This window comes from Stutzerimonas tarimensis (assembly GCF_042648805.1).
In the GTDB taxonomy this organism is placed as follows: Bacteria; Pseudomonadota; Gammaproteobacteria; order Pseudomonadales; family Pseudomonadaceae; genus Azomonas; species Azomonas tarimensis.
In genome coordinates this window covers 699,124-717,249 of sequence record NZ_JBHRXZ010000022.1, presented here as the reverse complement: position 1 = coordinate 717,249, position 18,126 = coordinate 699,124, and the positions used below count along the sequence as shown (strand labels likewise).

Annotated in this window: 11 protein-coding genes; 8 read left to right on the top strand and 3 right to left on the bottom strand. The window is 64.7% G+C overall.

The genetic code is table 11. From position 1 onward, the window contains the following. The first annotated feature begins 101 nt into the window (after window positions 1-101). Window positions 102-1,139, top strand: coding sequence for a branched-chain amino acid ABC transporter permease (locus ACFOMF_RS12430; RefSeq protein WP_386365246.1), 1,038 nt, complete (start codon window positions 102-104; stop codon window positions 1,137-1,139). Window positions 1,140-1,173: 34 nt separating this feature from the next. Here ACFOMF_RS12430 and ACFOMF_RS12425 read toward each other — a convergent pair whose 3' ends face one another. After that, the gene (locus ACFOMF_RS12425; RefSeq protein ID WP_386365244.1) at window positions 1,174-2,319 is read right to left on the bottom strand and encodes an RNA-guided endonuclease InsQ/TnpB family protein; all 1,146 of its coding nucleotides are present in this window, start codon (window positions 2,317-2,319) and stop codon (window positions 1,174-1,176) included. Between the two features lie 130 nt (window positions 2,320-2,449). On the opposite strand from ACFOMF_RS12425, the gene ACFOMF_RS12420 reads away from it, so the two are divergent. From ACFOMF_RS12420 to ACFOMF_RS12400, 5 genes are all read left to right on the top strand, one after another. Further along, on the top strand, window positions 2,450-4,267 hold the full coding sequence (locus tag ACFOMF_RS12420; RefSeq protein WP_386365242.1) for a branched-chain amino acid ABC transporter ATP-binding protein/permease: 1,818 nt from the start codon (window positions 2,450-2,452) through the stop codon (window positions 4,265-4,267). Then, window positions 4,254-5,027 (top strand): ABC transporter ATP-binding protein, encoded by a 774-nt coding sequence (locus tag ACFOMF_RS12415; RefSeq protein ID WP_449342987.1) that lies wholly within the window; start codon window positions 4,254-4,256, stop codon window positions 5,025-5,027. Before ACFOMF_RS12420 ends, ACFOMF_RS12415 begins: the two co-directional genes overlap by 14 nt. A 28-nt stretch (window positions 5,028-5,055) precedes the next feature. Next, on the top strand, window positions 5,056-6,042 hold the full coding sequence (locus ACFOMF_RS12410) for a ketopantoate reductase family protein (RefSeq protein WP_386365240.1): 987 nt from the start codon (window positions 5,056-5,058) through the stop codon (window positions 6,040-6,042). A 20-nt stretch (window positions 6,043-6,062) separates the two neighbouring features. Beyond that, on the top strand, window positions 6,063-6,821 hold the full coding sequence (locus ACFOMF_RS12405) for a class II aldolase/adducin family protein (RefSeq protein ID WP_386365238.1): 759 nt from the start codon (window positions 6,063-6,065) through the stop codon (window positions 6,819-6,821). A gap of 121 nt (window positions 6,822-6,942) precedes the next feature. Beyond that, window positions 6,943-7,419 (top strand): MarR family winged helix-turn-helix transcriptional regulator, encoded by a 477-nt coding sequence (locus ACFOMF_RS12400; RefSeq protein WP_386365830.1) that lies wholly within the window; start codon window positions 6,943-6,945, stop codon window positions 7,417-7,419. A 60-nt stretch (window positions 7,420-7,479) separates the two neighbouring features. Here the strand turns inward: ACFOMF_RS12400 and ACFOMF_RS12395 are convergent, their stop codons facing one another. Further along, window positions 7,480-8,472: a hypothetical protein gene (locus ACFOMF_RS12395; protein ID WP_386365236.1), complete on the bottom strand. Its 993-nt coding sequence runs from the start codon at window positions 8,470-8,472 to the stop codon at window positions 7,480-7,482. A gap of 217 nt (window positions 8,473-8,689) precedes the next feature. Here ACFOMF_RS12395 and ACFOMF_RS12390 point away from each other — a divergent pair, with 217 nt between their 5' ends. Both ACFOMF_RS12390 and ACFOMF_RS12385 read left to right on the top strand, forming a co-directional pair. Further along, on the top strand, window positions 8,690-9,112 hold the full coding sequence (locus tag ACFOMF_RS12390; protein ID WP_386365235.1) for a YsnF/AvaK domain-containing protein: 423 nt from the start codon (window positions 8,690-8,692) through the stop codon (window positions 9,110-9,112). Window positions 9,113-9,169: 57 nt separating this feature from the next. Continuing rightward, complete coding sequence (locus ACFOMF_RS12385) at window positions 9,170-10,081, top strand: YsnF/AvaK domain-containing protein (protein WP_386365233.1); 912 nt, start codon at window positions 9,170-9,172, stop codon at window positions 10,079-10,081. Between the two features lie 62 nt (window positions 10,082-10,143). On the opposite strand, the gene ACFOMF_RS12380 is transcribed toward ACFOMF_RS12385, so the two are convergent. Then, entirely contained in the window at window positions 10,144-18,105 is a 7,962-nt protein-coding gene (locus ACFOMF_RS12380; protein WP_386365231.1) for a two-partner secretion domain-containing protein, read from the bottom strand. Between the last annotated feature and the right edge of the window lie 21 nt (window positions 18,106-18,126).

The following is an 18,126-nucleotide window of genomic DNA, read 5'->3' as shown; positions in this document are numbered from 1 at the left end:
CGGCGGGGCAGGCCTATCTCGCCACGTTCCGGGCATGCCTGCACAGACCTGCCGCCGGGCATGTGCTGCGCAACAGGTCCAGTTTTCAGGAAACCCTATAAATGAATCTCCAGATAGCCATGCTGCTCGGCCAGGATGGGATCACCAACGGTGCGATCTACGCGCTGCTGGCGCTCTCGATCCTGCTGGTCTTCACCGTGACCCGAATCCTGCTGATTCCGCAGGGTGAGTTCGTCACCTATGGCGCCCTGGCCATGGCGGCCATCCAGACGGGCCAGCCGACCGCGCTGGTCTGGCTGGTGCTCGCCCTGACCCTCGTCGATTGCCTGATGGACCTGTATGGCGCGGTGCGCGCCAGCCACGGGTTCCGCTTTCCCAAGTGGGTGCCCATCAAGCTCGGCTATGCCGGGCTGCTGGTGCTGCTGATCACCCAGCTGCCGCTGGCGTCGCTGCCCATGGCCATGCAGGCGCTGCTGACCCTGGCCCTGGTGGTGCCGCTCGGCCCGCAGATCTACCGGCTGTTCTTCCAGCCGGTGGCCGGCGCCCATCCGCTGGTGCTGTTGATCGTCTCCATCGCAGTGCACGTGGCCATGGTCGGCTTCGCCCTCTTGGTGTTCGGCCCGGAAGGCGCACGTACCGAACCCTTCTCCGAAGCCGGCCTGACCCTTGGCCCGGTCACCCTGAACAGCCAGACGCTGTGGGTCATCGCGGTTTCGCTGGGACTGATCATCGGCCTGTTCCTGTTCTTCGAGCGCAGCCTCTACGGCAAGGCACTGCGGGCCACCGCAGTGAACCGCATGGGCGCACGGCTGATGGGCATCTCGCCGGTCCTGGCGGGCAAGGCCACCTTTGCCCTGGCGGCGCTGATCGGCGCCCTCTCGGGCATCCTCATCGCGCCGCTGACCACGCTGTATTTCGACTCGGGTTTCATCATCAGCCTCAAGGGCTTCGTCGGCGCCATCATCGGCGGCCTGGCCAGCTATCCGGTGGCGGCGCTGGGCGCGCTGGCGGTGGGCCTGATCGAAGCCTTTTCGATGTTCTGGGCCAGTACCTACAAGGAAATCATCGTGTTCACACTGATCATTCCCTTCCTGCTCTGGCGTTCGCTCACCAGCCGTCATGTGGAGGAAGACGATTGACTGCCCCCCTCCCTAAAGGAAGGGGATTCCCAATTCAACGAGAACCGGACACAGGTACTGGACCCATGCTACTTACATTCTCTCCAAGGGCTAACACCGCCAGCCCGGCGGCCTTGATATTGACCGCAGCGTTCACGTCGCGGTCGTGCTCCGTCTTGCACTCGGGGCAGGCCCAGGCGCGAATGTCGAGCGGGAGCGAGTCCAGCGTATGCCCGCAACAGGAGCAGCGTTTGGAGCTGGGGTACCAACGGTCGATGCCGACCACCTGTCGCCCGGCCCATTCGCCCTTGTACTCAAGCTGGCGCACCAGCTCACCCCAGCCAACATCGGCGATCGCCTTGCTCAGCGTAGGGTTGCGGATCATGTTCTTCACGGTGAGCGATTCGACGCAGACCACTTGGTTCTCGTTAATCAGTCTGCGGGACAGCTTGTGCAAGCCGTCCATTCGGCAATCGGAGAGCTTGGCGTGAATACGGGCCACCTTCTGGCGGGCCTTGGCGCGATTGGCCGAGCCGAGCTTCTTCTTGCTCAGTCGGCGCTGCGCCCTGGCCAGCCGGGTGGCGTATTTGGCCGCATGGCGGGGATTGCCGATCCGTTCGCCCTCGCTGGTGACGAACAGGTCTTTCAGGCTCAGGTCGATGCCGATCATCTTCGGCGTGACGGGCAGGGTTTCGGGCGCGAACTCGCACAGGCAGGAGACGAAGTAGCGCCCGGCCGCGTCCCTGGACACGGTAACGGTGGACGGCTCGCTCGGCAGCGCCCGGCTCCAGCGGATCGCCAGGGGCTCGGCACACTTGGCCAGGAACAACTTGCCGTCGCGGTAGCGGAAGGCGGACGTGGTGAACTCGGCCGACTGCCGGTGCCGCTTCTTCTTGAAGGCCGGGTACTTGGCGCGGCCCTCGAAGAAATGCTTGAACGCGGCCTGCTGGTGGCGCAGCGCCTGCTGGAGCGGAACGCTCGACACCTCGTTCAGGAAGGTCAGTTCCGGCGCCTTCTTGATCGCGGTCAGCCGGGCGCTGGCCTGGGTATAGCCGATCTTCTGCTGTTCCTTGAAGAAGGCATCAGTGCGCCAGCGCAGCACCGCGTTATAGACGAAACGCACACAGCCGAACGTCCGCGCCAGCAGGTCGGCCTGCTCGGGTGTCGGGTAGAAGCGGTATTTGCAAGCGCGTTTCGTCATGCCTCACAAAGTACAAATCTTCTCGTAAAGATAGCAACCACCGAAGAAGGAGGCAGCGAGAGCAGGGGCGTCTGACGGCGCCGCGCTATCCCTCCCCGCACTGAAGTGCGGGGTTTCTCGCGCAAATCTGATGAAACTGCACCTGCCCCTGATCGCCCTGGTGGTGCTGCTCGGCTTCGCGCCGCTGGTACTGCCGACCTTCCAGGTCACCCTGCTCAACTATATAGGCCTCTATACCCTGGTGGTGCTCGGCCTGGTCCTGCTCACCGGCGTCGGCGGCATGACCAGCTTTGGCCAGGCCGCCTTTGTCGGGCTCGGTGCCTACACCAGCGCCTACCTGACCACCACCGAGCAACTGCCGGCCTGGCTCGCCTGGACCGGCGGCTCGCCGTGGCTGGCATTGCTGATCGGCATCCTGCTGACCGCGAGCCTGGCGCTGCTGCTCGGCGCGCTGACCCTCAAGCTGTCCGGCCACTACCTGCCGCTGGGCACCATTGCCTGGGGCATCTCGCTGTACTACCTGTTCAGCACCCTGGATGGCCTTGGTGGCCACAGCGGGGTCAGCGACCTGCCGCCGATCTCGCTGTTCGGCATGGCGCTCGATCGCGGCAACAAGATCTTCTACCTGATCTGGGCGATCCTGCTGCTCGCCATCCTGATCACCCAGAACCTGCTCAATTCCCGCGAAGGCCGCGCCATCCGCGCGCTCAAGGGCGGGCAGGTGATGGCCGAGTCGATGGGGGTGAACACCTTCCGCTCGAAGATGGTGGTCTTTCTCATCGCCGCGCTGTTCGCTTCGGTGTCGGGCTGGCTCTACGCGCACAACCAGCGCTTCGTCAGCCCTACCCCGTTCGGCCTGCACATGGGCATCGAGTACCTGTTCATGGCGCTCATCGGCGGTGTCGGCAGCGTCTGGGGCGCGCTGCTCGGCAGCGGCATCCTGACCATGCTCAAGCAGTGGCTGGAGAACCTGCTGCCGCAACTGCTGGGCAGCGGCGGCAACTACGAAACCATTGTCTTCGGCCTGCTCATCGTGCTGCTGATGCAGCGCGCGCCCGGCGGGCTCTGGCCGCTGCTGATGCGCCTGGTGCCGGCTCGCCTGAAGCCGCGCCCGGACCTGCCCATCGCCGGCGACGACGCGCCCGGGCTGAGCCGTCGCACCCTGCCGGCAGCGGGCCAGGTGATCCTCGAGGCCCGCGAAGTGACCAAGCGCTTCGGCGGCCTGGTGGCCAACGACAAGATGAACCTCAGCGTCCACGCCGGCGAGATCCTCGCCCTGATCGGCCCCAACGGCGCCGGCAAGAGCACCATGTTCAACCAGCTGTCGGGGGTCGACGTACCCAGCGAGGGCGAGGTGCTGTTCATGGACGAGCGGGTCGGCGGCAAGACCTCGCGGCAGATCGCCCGCATGGGCATGAGCCGCACCTTCCAGCACGTCAAGCTGCTTCCGGGAATGAGCGTGCTGGAAAACGTCGCCATCGGCGCGCACCTGCGCGGCGACAAGGGCGTGCTGGCGGCGGCGCTGCACCTGGATCGCACCGAGGAAGCCGAGCTGCTGCGCGAGGCGCGTCGCCAGCTCGAGCGGGTCGGCCTCGGCGACTACCTCTACGAGGAGGCCGGCAGCCTGGCCCTGGGCCAGCAGCGCATCCTGGAGATCGCTCGCGCGCTCTGCGCCGATCCCTGCCTGCTGCTGCTGGACGAACCCGCCGCCGGCCTGCGCCACAAGGAAAAGCAGGCCCTCGGCGAGCTGCTCAAGCGGCTGCGCGGCGAAGGCATGGCGATCCTGCTGGTGGAGCACGACATGGACTTCGTCATGGGCCTGGTCGATCGGATCGTGGTGATGGAATTCGGCCAGAAGATCGCCGAAGGCCTGCCCGAGGAAATCCAGAGCAACCCGGCGGTACTCGAAGCCTATCTCGGCGGAGCTGAAATCAATGAACATGCTTAGCGAAAACCGGCCGCCCCGGCCGTTGCTGGAAGTCAGCGACCTGTGCGTGTCCTACGGCAAGGTGGAAGCCCTGAGCAACGCCAACCTGCGGGTCGGCGAGGGCCAGATCGTCACCGTCATCGGCCCCAACGGCGCCGGCAAGACCACCCTGCTCTCGGCCATCATGGGCGTGCTCGGCTCCCGCGGCACGGTGGAGTTCGACGGCGTGGTGGAAGTGGTCCCGGAAGTGGAGGTGATGGTCTCGCGCGGGCTCGGCCTGGTGCCGGAAAAGCGCGAGCTGTTCTCCAGCATGACCGTCGAGGACAACCTGCTGCTCGGCGCCTTCCAGCGCTTGCGCAAGGGCGACCGCAACTACCGCGCCACCCAGGCCGAGGTGTACAGCCTGTTTCCACGCCTGTGGGAGCGCCGCCAGCAGCTTGCCGCCACCCTCTCCGGTGGCGAGCGGCAGATGCTCGCCCTTGGCCGCGCGCTGATGGCCAAGCCCAAGCTGCTGATGCTCGATGAGCCGAGCCTGGGCCTGGCGCCGCTGATCACCCGCGAGATCTTTCGCACCATCACCGACCTGCGCCGCCAGGGCGTGTCGATCCTGCTGGTGGAGCAGAACGCCCGCGCCGCGCTGCGGGTGGCCGACTACGCCTATGTGCTGGAGACCGGCCAGGTGGCGATGGAAGGCCCGGCGCAGCAAATGGCCGACGACCCGCGGATCATCGAGGCCTACCTCGGTCTGTCCGGCAAGCATCAGGAAATGCTGGCGACCTGAGCCGCCCGCGCCGATTCTGGAGAACAGCATGTCATCCCCCTTTCCCCGCCTGTGCATCGTCGGCGCCGGCGCCATCGGCTGCACCCTGGCCGCGCGCCTCGGCACCAGCGGCCAGCCGGTCAGCCTGCTGGCCCGAGGCAACACCCTGGCGGCGCTGCGCGAGCAGGGCGTACGCCTCACCGATCTGGACGGGACACATCAGGTGGCGGTCCGCGCCGAAGCCGACTGCGCCGCCCTCGGCGAACAGGACCTGATCTTTCTCTGCGTCAAGGCCCCGGCCCTGGCCGGGCTGCTGCCGGGCCTCGCCCCGCTGATCGGCCCTGAGACGGTCGTGGTCCCGGTGGTCAACGGCGTGCCCTGGTGGTATTTCCATGGCGAGACAGGCCGCTTCGCCAACGAGCGTGTCGAAGCGGTCGACCCCGACGGCACCCTCGCTGCCGCACTGGACCCCGCACACCTGCTCGGCTGCGTGGTGTTCATCACCGCCGAGGTAGAAGCCCCCGGGACCGTGCGTTCAGGCAATCCGCACCTGATGATCCTTGGCGAACCGGACAATCGCTTGAGCCCTCGACTCGAGCAGGTCCGCGCGCTGATCGAAGGGGCCGGTATCGAGGCCCGCGCCACCGACCGCATCCGCGACCAATTGTGGACCAAGATCATCGCCAACCTCACCTCCAACCCACTGTCGGTGGTCACCGGTGCGACCCTGGAAGAGATTTACGGCGAACCCGAGCTGCGCCAGGTGGCCGGCAAGATCCTCCATGAAGCCCTGCTCACTGCCGCCGCCTATGGCGCGCGGGTGAGCATCGACCCGCAGTCCTTTCTGGACCTGGGCGCCGGCATGGGCGCGGTGCGCACTTCCATGCTGCAAGACCACGAAGCCGGCCGCCCGCTGGAACTGGCCGCCATCGGCGATGCGGTGCTGGAGCTGGCCGGCTACCAGGGCCTGGCCATGCCAGTGACCCGCGACATCCTTACCCTGGCGCGCTGCCGCAGCCGCCATCGCCCCGCCTAACCCCTCGACGAGACGACCCCATGCAAGCGATCGAAAAGCCCGCCCACTGCAGCGCCGGAGAATGGGCGTTGCGCAACCAGCTCGCCCATTGCTACCACCTGGTGGACTTCTTTGGCTGGACCGAAACCATCTTCAACCACATCTCGGCGCGCCTGCCCGGCCCGGCGCACCACTACCTGGTCAACCCCTTCGGCCTGAACTACACCGAAGTCACTCCGGCCAACCTGCTCAAGGTCGACCTTGAAGGCAACAAGCTGGAGGAATCACCCTACGATGCCAACCCGGCGGGCTTTGCCCTGCACAGCGCCGTGCATGGCGCCCGGGACGACATCCAGTGCGTGATCCACACCCACACCACCCCGGTCTCGGCCATCGCCCAGAAAAAGGCCGGCTTCGCCCATGACGACTTCTATGGCGCGCAGCTCTACGGCCGCGTCGGCTACCACACCTTCGAGGGCATTACCCTGTTCGAGGACGAGAAGAGCCGGATGATCGACAGCCTCGGCGACAAGCACATCCTGGTCCTGCGCAACCACGGCGTCGCGGTCGGCGAAAGCAGCATCGAAAGAGCCTTCTTCCTGCTCTGGACGGTGCAGCGCGCCGCCGAGATCCAGGTGGCCGCCGGTGCCCACGGCGGCGAGGACAACCCGCTGCCCGCCAGCATCGCCGAGCGCTGCGCCAATCTCACCGCCATGCTGATCCGCGAGAGCGGTTTCGCCACCAAGTTCTTCGATGCCATGGTGCGCAAACTGCACGCCGAACGCGGCGCCAGCTGGTGATCCTCCAACCGCCCCGGCGCCAGCCAGCAATCGGTGGCGCCGATGCCAGGGCAGCCTCCATGGGCCGAACCACGCGGAATTGTCTATGATTGCCCACCGCCCCGAACAAGCCTGCCCCCGCATGACCATCCCGAAGAAACGCCGCAGTCGCTACAACCCCACCAGCGAGGACTTCCACAAGGAAGACTTTCCGTTCTACTGGCTTGCACGGGTATACGGTCGTTATTCCATGGCCATGGAAAAACGCCTGAAAAAAGTCGACCTGGACATCCCCCGCTGGCGAATCCTCAACATCCTCCACGAGAACGGCGAGTCGAGCATTTCGGAAATCTCCGTGCACGCCATCGCCAAGCTGTCCACCGTCACCAAGACCGTCTACCGAATGAAGGAAGATGGCCTGGTGGAAACCAGCCAGAGCAGCCTCGACGGCCGGGTCACGCAGGTGGCAATCACCGATAAGGGTCAGCAGGTCTTCCACGACATGCATGAGGTGACCGACGAGCTGTTTCACCAGAGCTTCGAGGGGCTGACCGAAGCGCAGATCCGCAAGCTCAACCAGGTGCTGGCGAAGATCTTCGACAACCTGCCGGAAAGCTAGGCTGCGCCACACACAAAAACGCCGCGGAACAACCGCGGCGTTCGGGACTGCCAGCCAGCCTCAGGTAGCGACGACCTTCGGTGCCGGCTGGGTGCGGCGGCCCAGGACACCACCGGCGGCGCCGACCAGCCCGGTAATGATGAGCATCACCAGCAGCAACCAACTGGCCTGGGAGACCCGGCGGGCGGCGACTTCGGCGGCTTCGCGGGCACGTTGCTCGGCCTCGGCGCGCAGCTCTTCGAACTGGGCACGGGCTTCTTCAAGGGTCTGCTCGGCTTCGGCGACAGTGCGCTCGGCTTCGGCCTGGCTCATGTTGCCGCGCTCCTGCACCAGATTGACCATCGCCTCACGGTCGGCGGCATCCAGCGCCTGGCTGCCGCGCTGCTGCAGTCGATCCATCAGCGAATCCAGCTGCTGGTCAGTCGGGCCAGGCTGGCGAGGGGCCTGCTGTGCCTCCTGTTGCGCCATCTCCATTTCCTGCTCGATGTTCTCGGGTTGCAGCTCCGGCTTGCCGGTCTGGCGCATGGCGGTTTCCAGCTCACTGCGCAATTCGCTCAGGTCGAACTGGATGCCGCGCTCTTCCAGCTCCTGCTGAACCTGATCTCCCACCGCCGGCGCCATTGCAGCAATGCCACTGCCGGCCGCCGCCAGCCCGCTACCGGCCAGGCTGGCGCCGCCACGCACGATGCCGGTCACCGCCGAGGTGATCATGTAGGCGCTGACCAGCGATACCACTGCCCACACCAGAATGCCGTGCATGCCGCCTTCGCGCTGGGCCAGTCGGCCGGCGACCCAACCACCGACGAATATCGAAATGATGCCGGTCAGCACGACCCAGATGGCCGCGCCCCAGCCCAGCCCGGCGACCGGGTTGCTTTCCTCCAGCGGGTCGATGGTGGCGGTACCGATCGCCGTGCCGAGCAGATGCAGAATCAGCGAAACAGTGAGCGCTATTACAACGCCAGCAAATATAGCGCTCCATGAAATACGTTTAAGCACAGGCGCACTGGTCGACGAGTGGTGAGTTACGGTTGAGGGATCGTCGTGGAGCATGGGGGTATTCCTTTTCTAGATATTATTCAAAGCCAGCCAATCGACCGGCTTGGCTTTATATAAGTTCAGACTTACTCCCCCGAGATAATTATTTTATCCGCTTCGCTTGATGGCACATTTATCTCAACCCCAACCGCTTATCAGAAGCTCTGAACTCGCCGATGGGACTATCGCCAAACAACTCAGGAACACCGAGTTCCCCTGAGGTAGCAAAGTGATGCGAGAGAAAAGGCCCGACGACAGCGATGGCAAGACGATTCCGGTGATGTCGGAAGAAGCTGTGGTGGGTAAGCAAGCCGTTGAAACGGGACGGGTACGGGTGGAGAAATCGGTGCAGTACGAAGACTTCGTCGCCTCTGACCTGCTACGTCGTGAAGAGACGGTAATCGATCGCATTGTCCATGGAATCGAGGTCGATCCGAATGACATCCCTCAGGTCCGGCAAGAAGAGGGCGTCACCATCATTCCCGTCCTGGAGGAAATCCTGGTCGTGGAAAAACGCCTGGTACTGAAGGAAGAACTTCATATCCAGCGTGTGGTTCGCGAAGAAACCGCCGAAGTACCGGTTACCTTGAAGCAAGAACGGGTAACAGTCACTCGGGACCCTTCCGAAAGCCAGGGCGCCGACAGGGGTGGATAACTTTCCAGCGGCATTTATCTGTCTAAGCCAGCCGCTCAGATAACCAAGAGGTGACATATGAAACACACACTCGTAGCCGCATTCGACAATTACAGCGAAGCAGAAATAGTTAAAACCGAGCTGATGAGCAAGGGTATTTCCCAGACCGATATCAGCCTGGCCGCCTCCAATACCGCCGATGCAACGGGCGATACCCTGACCGGCACCCGCAGCGAAGCGCGAGAAGTCGAAATGGGCGGTAGCCGAGACGATGAAACCGTAGGCGACAAGATCAGTGATTTCTTCAAGTCGCTGTTCGGCAACGATTCCACCGACAGCCGTTATGCCGACAGCTACCCCGAAGCCGTCCGCCGGGGTTCCACGGTGATGACCGTGGTAGTCGATGATGCCCTCGAAGACGAAGTGGTCGACATCATGGAGCGCAACGGCGCCTTCGACATCGACGAGCGCAGCGCCAGCTGGAGCGACGATGCCAGCGGCACCCCGACCGCCTTCGACGCCAGTGCCGGCATGGGAACCGACAGCGCCGTCAACACCGGCATGACCACAGGCGGCGGCATCTCCGGTGGCACCGGCAAGAGCATTCCGGTGATGGAAGAAGAGCTGAAGGTCGGCAAGCGCGAGCGAAACAACGGCCGCGTCCGCGTCGTCTCCCATATCACAGAGCGCCCGGTCGAAGAGACTGTGAGCCTGCGCGAAAAGCACGCCGACATCCAGCGCACCCCGGTCGACCGCGCCGCTTCTCCCGATGAGCTGTCCAACTTCAAGGAAGGCTCGTTCGAGATCCAGGAAACCGCGGAAGAGCCCGTCGTGGAAAAGACCGCCCGGGTCGTCGAAGAAGTCCGGGTGGGCACCGAAACCACCCAGCACGAAGAAACCATTCGCGACAACGTGCGCAAGACCGATGTCGACATCGAGCGCGACGGTACAGGTCGCCTCGACGATGGCCTGACCGAAAAGAAGTACTGACCGTAAAGTAAAAAACCCGCCAGGCATGAGCCTGGCGGGTTTCTCCTTTGCCGCGCGAATGCTTATCGCTTGTTGTAGACCATCTCGCCGTCGGCATTTTCAGCGAAGGCAGGGCCAGTAACCATATCGCGACCGGTCAACGGACCCGCTCCGACAACCGCGGCGCTCAAACCCTGCGCCGGCCGGAACAAGGCCTCCATGAAGCGGCGGCTTTCCGCCAGATTGCCGCCGATGGGACGGTAATCCAGACGTACCAGCGCGGCATCCGCCGTCTCGCCGAGCAGCTCCCTGATCAGCGGAGTACTCGCCGAACGCGAATCAAGATCAACCACCCAGCCCTTGACGTTGGCCACACCCGGCATATTGTCTATGATTTGCGGCGCAATGAAGGTCACGCGGCCACCGCCCACCTTGTTATTGGTTTCGATTTCACTGATTGCCAGCGAAGTCTTGGCCTGATAACTGATGTTGCCGCTACCGGTAGTGGTTTTCGCATCGCCCATGATGATGCGGTCGCCACTTCGTAGCGCCACGTTGCCCGCTCCCGTCGCAACGATATCGCTTTCCTGGCTGATGCTGCCGCCAGCGTCCAGACGAACATTGCCGCCACCGCTGTTGCGGACAGCGTCGGCAACCTCGAGCGCACCGGCCGTGGTCAGCAGGATGTTGCCACCCGTTGCCTCAAGTGCCGCACCGCCATCGACCGAGTCGAGGCTAAGCGTGTCGGCCGACAGGCTATTGATGTACACCCCACCCTTGCCGCCCGACGCCGCGAGGCTCCCGACGGTAACGTCCAGCGCGTTGGACGGCAGGCCGATGCCTTGTGCAGCCTTCACCACCAGGCGATCCGCCGTGATGTTGTTGGCCGTCCCGCTCAGCGCGTCACGAATGGCACCCGTTTCGGCAAGGAGGCTTACGCCATGGCCGGCCGCCTCGACGCGGTTGACCCCAATGTCGCCGCTCGCGCTGCGCAGGCTGACGTTCCCTGCGGCAGTGCTTGCCGTCAGGCTAGCCAATCCGTCCAGTTCGTCTATCACGATATCGCCCTGGCGGGAGACCTGCGCCGTCAGGGTAGCCGCCCGGGTCTGCAGCGCCGCTCCGGGATGGCCGACGCCGTCGGCCGCGAACAGCTCGAGGTGACGCGCGGCGATACGCGTGCCGGCATCGCCGTCATCCAGCAAGGCCCCTTCGTTTACCCGCAGGCTGGCGTCGCCACCGGCCTCGACAGTACCCAGCGTGGCGTTGCCCTGCAGCACCCTGACATCGAGGTTGCCATTGCTCGCCACCAGGGTATCGAGCATGACCGCCTTGGACTGGCTCAGGCGTACGTCGCCGTTGCCGCTGATCGCCGTGAGGCGATCGGCCGCGACATCCAGCGCACCCCCTTCGCCATTGCCGATACCGGCTGCAGCGGTGAGCGTGATGCGGCTGCCGACGATGGCGTCCGCCGGTGTGGTTGCCGAACGCTGGCTGACGATGGCGTCGCCGGAGTTCAGGGTCACCGTGCCGGTTGCGGCCTGCACGCTGTCCACGGCGAGGCGTCCGGCAGCGTCGACATGGATGTTGCCATCGGCCGTCGAGAGGGCCGCGAGGGTCGCGGCCCCGGTTTCGCTGATACGCAGATCACCGGTGCCGGTCACAGACGCGGTCACCGAATTCGCCCGAGTACGGATATCCACGCCATTGACCGCGCGAACCTCGAGATCATCGGCCTGGATCAGGCCGCCATCGGCGGTGACCAGGTTACCGCTCGATACCAGCTCGACGGCAGTCGCCTGGACCGACTCAGCGGTCAGATCACCCGCAGCGTGGATCGCCACCGAACCCTTGGCGTTGCTGACCTGAGCCAGGCGCACCGAATCGGCTTCAGCGATGTGGATGTCACCCGCGCCGGTCAGCGTCGCGATGATGCTGTCGACGCGGGTTTTCAGCACGCTGACCATGCTACCGATACCGCTTGCCGCGGTCGCCATCAGCGACTGGCCGACCACGTGCTGGGCGCCGTTGCCATGCCCACTGATCGCCCCTCCGGTCGCACCCAGTTGCACCTCGCCCCGAGCGGCCTCGATCTGGCTGACCTGCAGGTCGCCGCCTGCCAGATAGGACACATCACCGGTGTCTGTGACGCTGGTGAGCGTAGCGGCAGCCATCGACAGCTGACCACCCGCCGCGACGCGGATGTCGCCCGCCTCGGTCAGCAGGTTGGCGTTCTGCTGCAAATCACCCCCTGCCGTCACAGCGATGTTCGCCTGGCCGATCACGGCCTGGTCCAGAGTGATCGCGCCAGCGGCTCCAAGGACGATGTTGCCGCTGCCCTCATTGACGACGGCCTCGGCCACGCTCAGCGCGCCCTCGCGGGTGCGCACCTCGATATCGCCAGCGGTTGCCCGCACGCCGTGCAGCGCGGGCGCGCCAAGGTTGGGAGTCACCCCGCCGATACGCAGGTCGCCGTCGAGGTCCGTGACCCGGACGCCACCATTGCCGCCTTCGGCTTCGAGGTTCTGGACGCTGACATTCAGCGCCTTGCCCGCACCGATCCCGGTACCGGCCCTCATCGCCAGGTTGGCAGCCGTCAGGTTGGCGGCTTCATCCTCGCGGACGTTGTTGATCCCCTGGGCGGCGATCACGCTGATGGTATCGGCCCCGGTGGAAACGCTGTCGATGTCGAGCGAGCCCTGGGCACTGCTCAGGGTGACGTTGCCGTGATCGGTCTCGACGCGGATGACCTTCAGGTCGTCCTGCTCGGCAATATTGATCTCACCACTGGCAAGCGCCGTCAGGCTGTTGACCTGAGTATCCAGCGCACGCTGGCCATAGGCCCCGGTGGCACCGATGGACTGCAGGGACTTCAGTGCCAGCTTGTCGGCCACGATCAGCGTGGCGTTATCCTGGTCGTCGTCGATACGGCCGCCCGCGGTCAGGCTGACCGCGTCGGCCGTCAGGCTGCCCACGGTCAGATGGCCGGCGGCGTCGATGACGAGGTCGCCATCGCTCAGCGATACGTCGCGGGCCAGCAGGTCGCTCGCTTCGCGCAGGGTGAAGTCACCCTTGCCGCTGATGCGGGCCTCCAGCTCGGCGACTTCCGTGTCGAGTTCGACATTGCCCTTGGCATTCACCACCAGCCGCGCGGCTTCGACGTTACGCTCCTGGCCGTTGCCATCGACGATATCGTCTCCGCTGTTCAGCGTGACGGTATGCAGCGCGCTGGTGTCCTTGACCAGTTGGTTGAGGACCAGCGAGCCGTCAGTATCCAGGCGGATATGACCGGCACCGGATACACCTTGCACATCGCCTAGCGCGGCGACGGTCAAGGCCGCGCCCTGGTTGCGGTTGACGATGTTGACGCCGCCATGACCCGCGGCGGCGGCCAGACGGTCCACCTGCGTCTGGACAGCTTGCTGGGTGCCGATGCCTTGGCCGGCCCGCAACTGCAGATCAGGGGTAACCAGCGAGCCGCCCGCGCCTTGAATGGCGCCGCCGGCCTGCAGGCCGATGAAGGTATCGCTGCTGACAGTGCCAACGACATTCAGATCCTGCGCGGCCTTGGCAATGATCTCTTGGCCCACGGCCACAGTGATATTGCCCAGCCCCAGATGCCCCTGGGTTTCCAGATAGAGGCTGGTATTCAGCGTGCCGTTGGAATTGACGTTCAGTTGGTTGGCCGAAATACCCAGCGGCTTGGCGGCAGAGCTGTCGATGTCCTTGTTCAGGTCGTAGGCGTACACCGCCTGGCGACGGATCTGCTCGCTGGCGTCGCGTGCGGTGTTCGCCTTGAACACCGCCAGGTCAGCCATCTGCTTGGACGTCATGACCGTGTCGCGCAGGACCTGGGCCATGTTCAGGTTGGTATTGGCATCGCCGTGCAGCGCCTTGGCCACGTCGAGCATGTTGTAGAGGGCGTCGAGATCCGAAGCCATCGGGCCAAGCGAATAGCGCTCATAACTGTCCAGCGCCAGCTCCGCCACCGACACCGCCACGTTCAGCGAGGCGGCGACCGCACCGGTACCACCATCCCCCGAGAACGGGATGGCCTGCGCCGCGCCAGAGACGAATTCCGCCGCGTTGCGCACCAGCGACAGTGCCTTGAGCGCCGTATTCAGGCCGTCGACCACATTCTGCGCGGTGTTCACCCTGGACTCCAGCGAGTCGGTGTCGCGCTGAATGATCCATTCGCTCAGGGCAGCCTGCTGCTTCTGCGACAGCGCGTTGGACAGCTGGTTCTCGTAGGCCTGGAGCTGCTGGATAAGGATTCCCAGGTCGAACTGCTTGGCGTTGGCCTCCGCGCCCTTGGCCGAAAAGTCGGCGATCGCGGTATCGCGGGAAAGCTCGGCATCCCGGCGCGTGGGCGTGCTGGCCTCCAGGGTGACGATATTGCCGCGAATGTTTTCCCTGCTGCCGTTGCCGTCGATGATGACACCATTGCGCGACAGCACCGAGACGTTACCGGCATTGCCGGCGTCGAGCATGCCGATGGTGATGTTCGACTCGGCCTGCAGACGGATATCTCCCCCGTCGGTTCTCAGGTTGCCGGCGACAATGGCGCCGTTGTAGCCGTCCAGCTCCGACTTGCCCATCGCCGTCAGGGTGATGCTGCCGCCACCTGGCAGGTAGATGGTGTCGTTCTGGTTGAGAAAGACGATATTGCCCGTGGTGGCGGTCATGGTCAGCCGACCGCCCTCCATGGTGATGGTGCCGCCATTGCCGTTCAGCACGGTGATGTCAGTGGCGATGATGGAGATTTCGCTGTGCCCCTTGCCGCTCAGCGAGGTGCTGTCCACCGCGATGGCACCGGCGTTGGCCGCCTTCACCCCCGTGGAACCGCCCGCGGCAGAGAGGAAGCTGACGTCCAGCGACAGATCGCCCTGCATGCCGACGCCGCCGGCACCGCTGATATCCAGCGAGCGGGCACTGACGTTGGGGGCGCTGACACCCGGCGCACGGGCATCTTCAATCGCGCCGCCGCTGCTGAGAACAACATTGTTGCCACTGGCGTTGACCACGCCCAGGCCGATGTCGCCTGCGTTTTCGATGCGGATATCGCTGCCGGTTCCGCCCGTGGTGGCGCGGACCAGCGCCAGCGGCTGGCCGCCCAGGTTGGTCGCATAGATGCCGCCACTGACCGTATCGATGGTCAGACTCTGGACATGCAGCTCAAGCGCCTCGTCCTTGGTACCGAACGCGCGGCTGGCGACCTCCAGGCCGGAGGCGATAAAATTGATGCCGCCGCCGTTGGCATCGCTGGCCGCACCGCTGATATCGAACTTGATCGACTGGCCCGCTTCGAGCCGGCCAACGCCCACGTCACCACTGTTGCTGACCAGCATGCGGCCGCCCGCCGTGGCATTCAGCAGGCTGATCGCGCCCGTGTTGGCCAGGTGGATGTCGCCCTGGCTGCTCAGGGTGACCGGGCCGGCGACGCTGGACACGAATGGCTGGCCATCCGCGCCGATCGCAGCACCCTCGAGCTTCATCGAGCCGGCAGTCACGTTCACGCCGCTGGGCGTAGAGCCGGCCAGGAGCAGGCCGCCCGCGCTCAGGTCCACCGCGGCCTTGGCCATCACCGAGTCGACGATCAGGTCACCGTGCTGCTTCAGGGTCACGGCACCCTGGGTGCCGTTGGCCGATGCGGTAAGCCTGAGCGGGCCGGCATTGAGGTTGTCGACATTGATGGTGCCGGTGCGGCTGGTCATCACCAGGTTCTGGGTGCCGGTGCGCAGTGCGCTGCCGAGCGCGCCAATGTTGCCGCCTGCGGTAAGCGTCACGTCTTGGGCGACCAGCGCCCCCGGGCCGCCCTGGGTGATATTGTTCAGACTGCTCAGCGAAAGGCTCTTGTCGGCGCCCAGGTTCATGGCTTGAACCACAATGCTGCCGCCGTTGTTGGCGAACCACAGGTCCAGGCCACCCGGGCCGGAGAAAGACAACTGGCTGTTGCTTCGATTGAAGAAGAACTGCCCGCCGGGCACGTCGACCCTGGCATCACCCCCGACCGTGGCGGCGTTCAGGCTGCTCAGGGCGCGATTATTGCTCAGGTAGAGACCGGCCGAGCCAGTCAGCGTTTCCGCGGTGATCTTGCCCACGGACGTCTCGATGCTGTTCGCCGAGGTGCCGATGGCGTTGTTGGCGCGCATCGTCAGCTCTTCGGCGCGCACGTTGAGAGCGTTGCCGTTATCGTCCAGGATGAACCCGTTGCTGCTGGTGACGCTCACCGTCCCGCCGTCCGCGACGACGCTGCCAAGGCGGATATCGCCTTGCTCGGCGGTGATGGAAACATCGTTATCCGTACCGCTGGCGATGACGCTGCCAACAGCCACCCCCATTCCTTCCCTCAGGTGGACGCCACCGTCCCTGGCCTGGGCATTGAGGATTTCGCTCTCCACCTGCATAGGCCGGTCGGCCAGGGCGATGCCTTTGCCCGCGTCCAGATTGATGGTCTTGCCCACCAACCGCGAGGCATCGCCAGCGTTGTACAGGCTGCCCTGCTCGGAAGAGAGCGTCAGGCCGTTGCCGGTGGATACCGAGCCCGAAAGGAACATGTCGCCCTTCGAACGAAGGGTGACGTCCATGGTGCCCGCACTGCCATTGGTGAGCACAATATTGCCTTCGGCGTTGCTCATGGCCGCCACTGCGTTGGGCGCGCCATTGATCATCACAGACTCGCGTGCAGTCACGGTACCGACCAGCAGTTCTCCCTGCTGATCTTCGATATGGATACCGCCGTTCTGGGTCGAGGCACTGAGTACGTCGATATTGGTGGTGATCCCATGGACCGCGCTGCCGATGGCCCCGTCGGCCTCGAGGTTGGCCGCCCAGCCGGTGACGTTGACCTTGCTCGGATCGGCGGAGGTCAGGCTTCCACCCTCGCTGCGCAGGATCACCCGACGCTGGTGGTCGGCGTCCTTGTTACCGGTGCTGATTTCACCCAGGGCGACCCCGCCGGCGACGTCGGTAATGATCACGTGGCCGTTATTGGCCCGAGCGTTCAGTACGTCGGCATCGACCCGCAGCGCGTTGCCTTCCTGGCCGATCGAGGCACCTTCGGCAGTCGTTTCCAGGTTCAGCGTGCCGGCGCGGAGGCTGCTGCCGGCCTGGGTGGTAAGGGTATCGGTGGCGGTCAGAGTGGCCTCGCCGGCAACGATCCTGCCCTGGTTGTCGCCGATCCCGGTGCCGGCGCTCAGCGCAATCCCGGCTGCGCTGATGTCCAGCGAGGTCGCCTCGATGACACCGCTGTTATTGACCACCGACGACATCAGGCCGCTGGCCTCGTTACCGGCCAGCAATACGCTCTGCGCCGTGATCTTGCCGCGGTTATTGACGCCGGTCCTCTGCAGTTCAGTGGCGGCACTGCCCAGCGCGTCGGCCGAGACATTGAAGTTGACCAGGCCCGAACCGCTCAGATCGACATTGAAACGATCCCCCGCGGCCATGGTCACCCGGCCAACGTTGGCGATGATATGGCCGGAGTTGTCCACCTTCGGCGCGACCAGATAGACGAAACCGCCATCGCCCACCTGCAGCCGGCCACGGTTTTCCACCGAGGCGTGGGTTTTGCCGATGACCGAGTCGAACGACAGGCTGTCGCCGTTCATGAAGGCGTCAGGGTTCACATCCAGCGTGGTGGCCAGCAGGCCCGCCACGTCGACCGTGGCGTTGGCGCCGAAGAGGATGCCGTTGGGGTTGATCAGGAAGATGTTGCCATCGGCAACCAGCGCGCCCTGGATATTGGACATCTGATCGCTGACTACGCGGTTCAGCGTGACGGCCTGGTTACCGTGGCTCTGGACGAAGCGAACAAGCTCGCCCGCCGAGATGCTGAAGTCGTTCCAGTTGATCACCGCCTTGGCGCTCGACTGGTTGATGACAGTGCTGTTCAGTGCACTGGTATCGATGGTCGCGTTACCGCCCACCACGACGCCACCGGTCGGACCGGCGACTGCCGCCGAACCGCAGCCCAGCAGCGAAACCGACACCGCCGTGATGACCGATTGACGTCCGTTGTTCTTGCGAGATTTGCTTTTACGAGCCATGAATGCTTGCCCTAAGAGTGG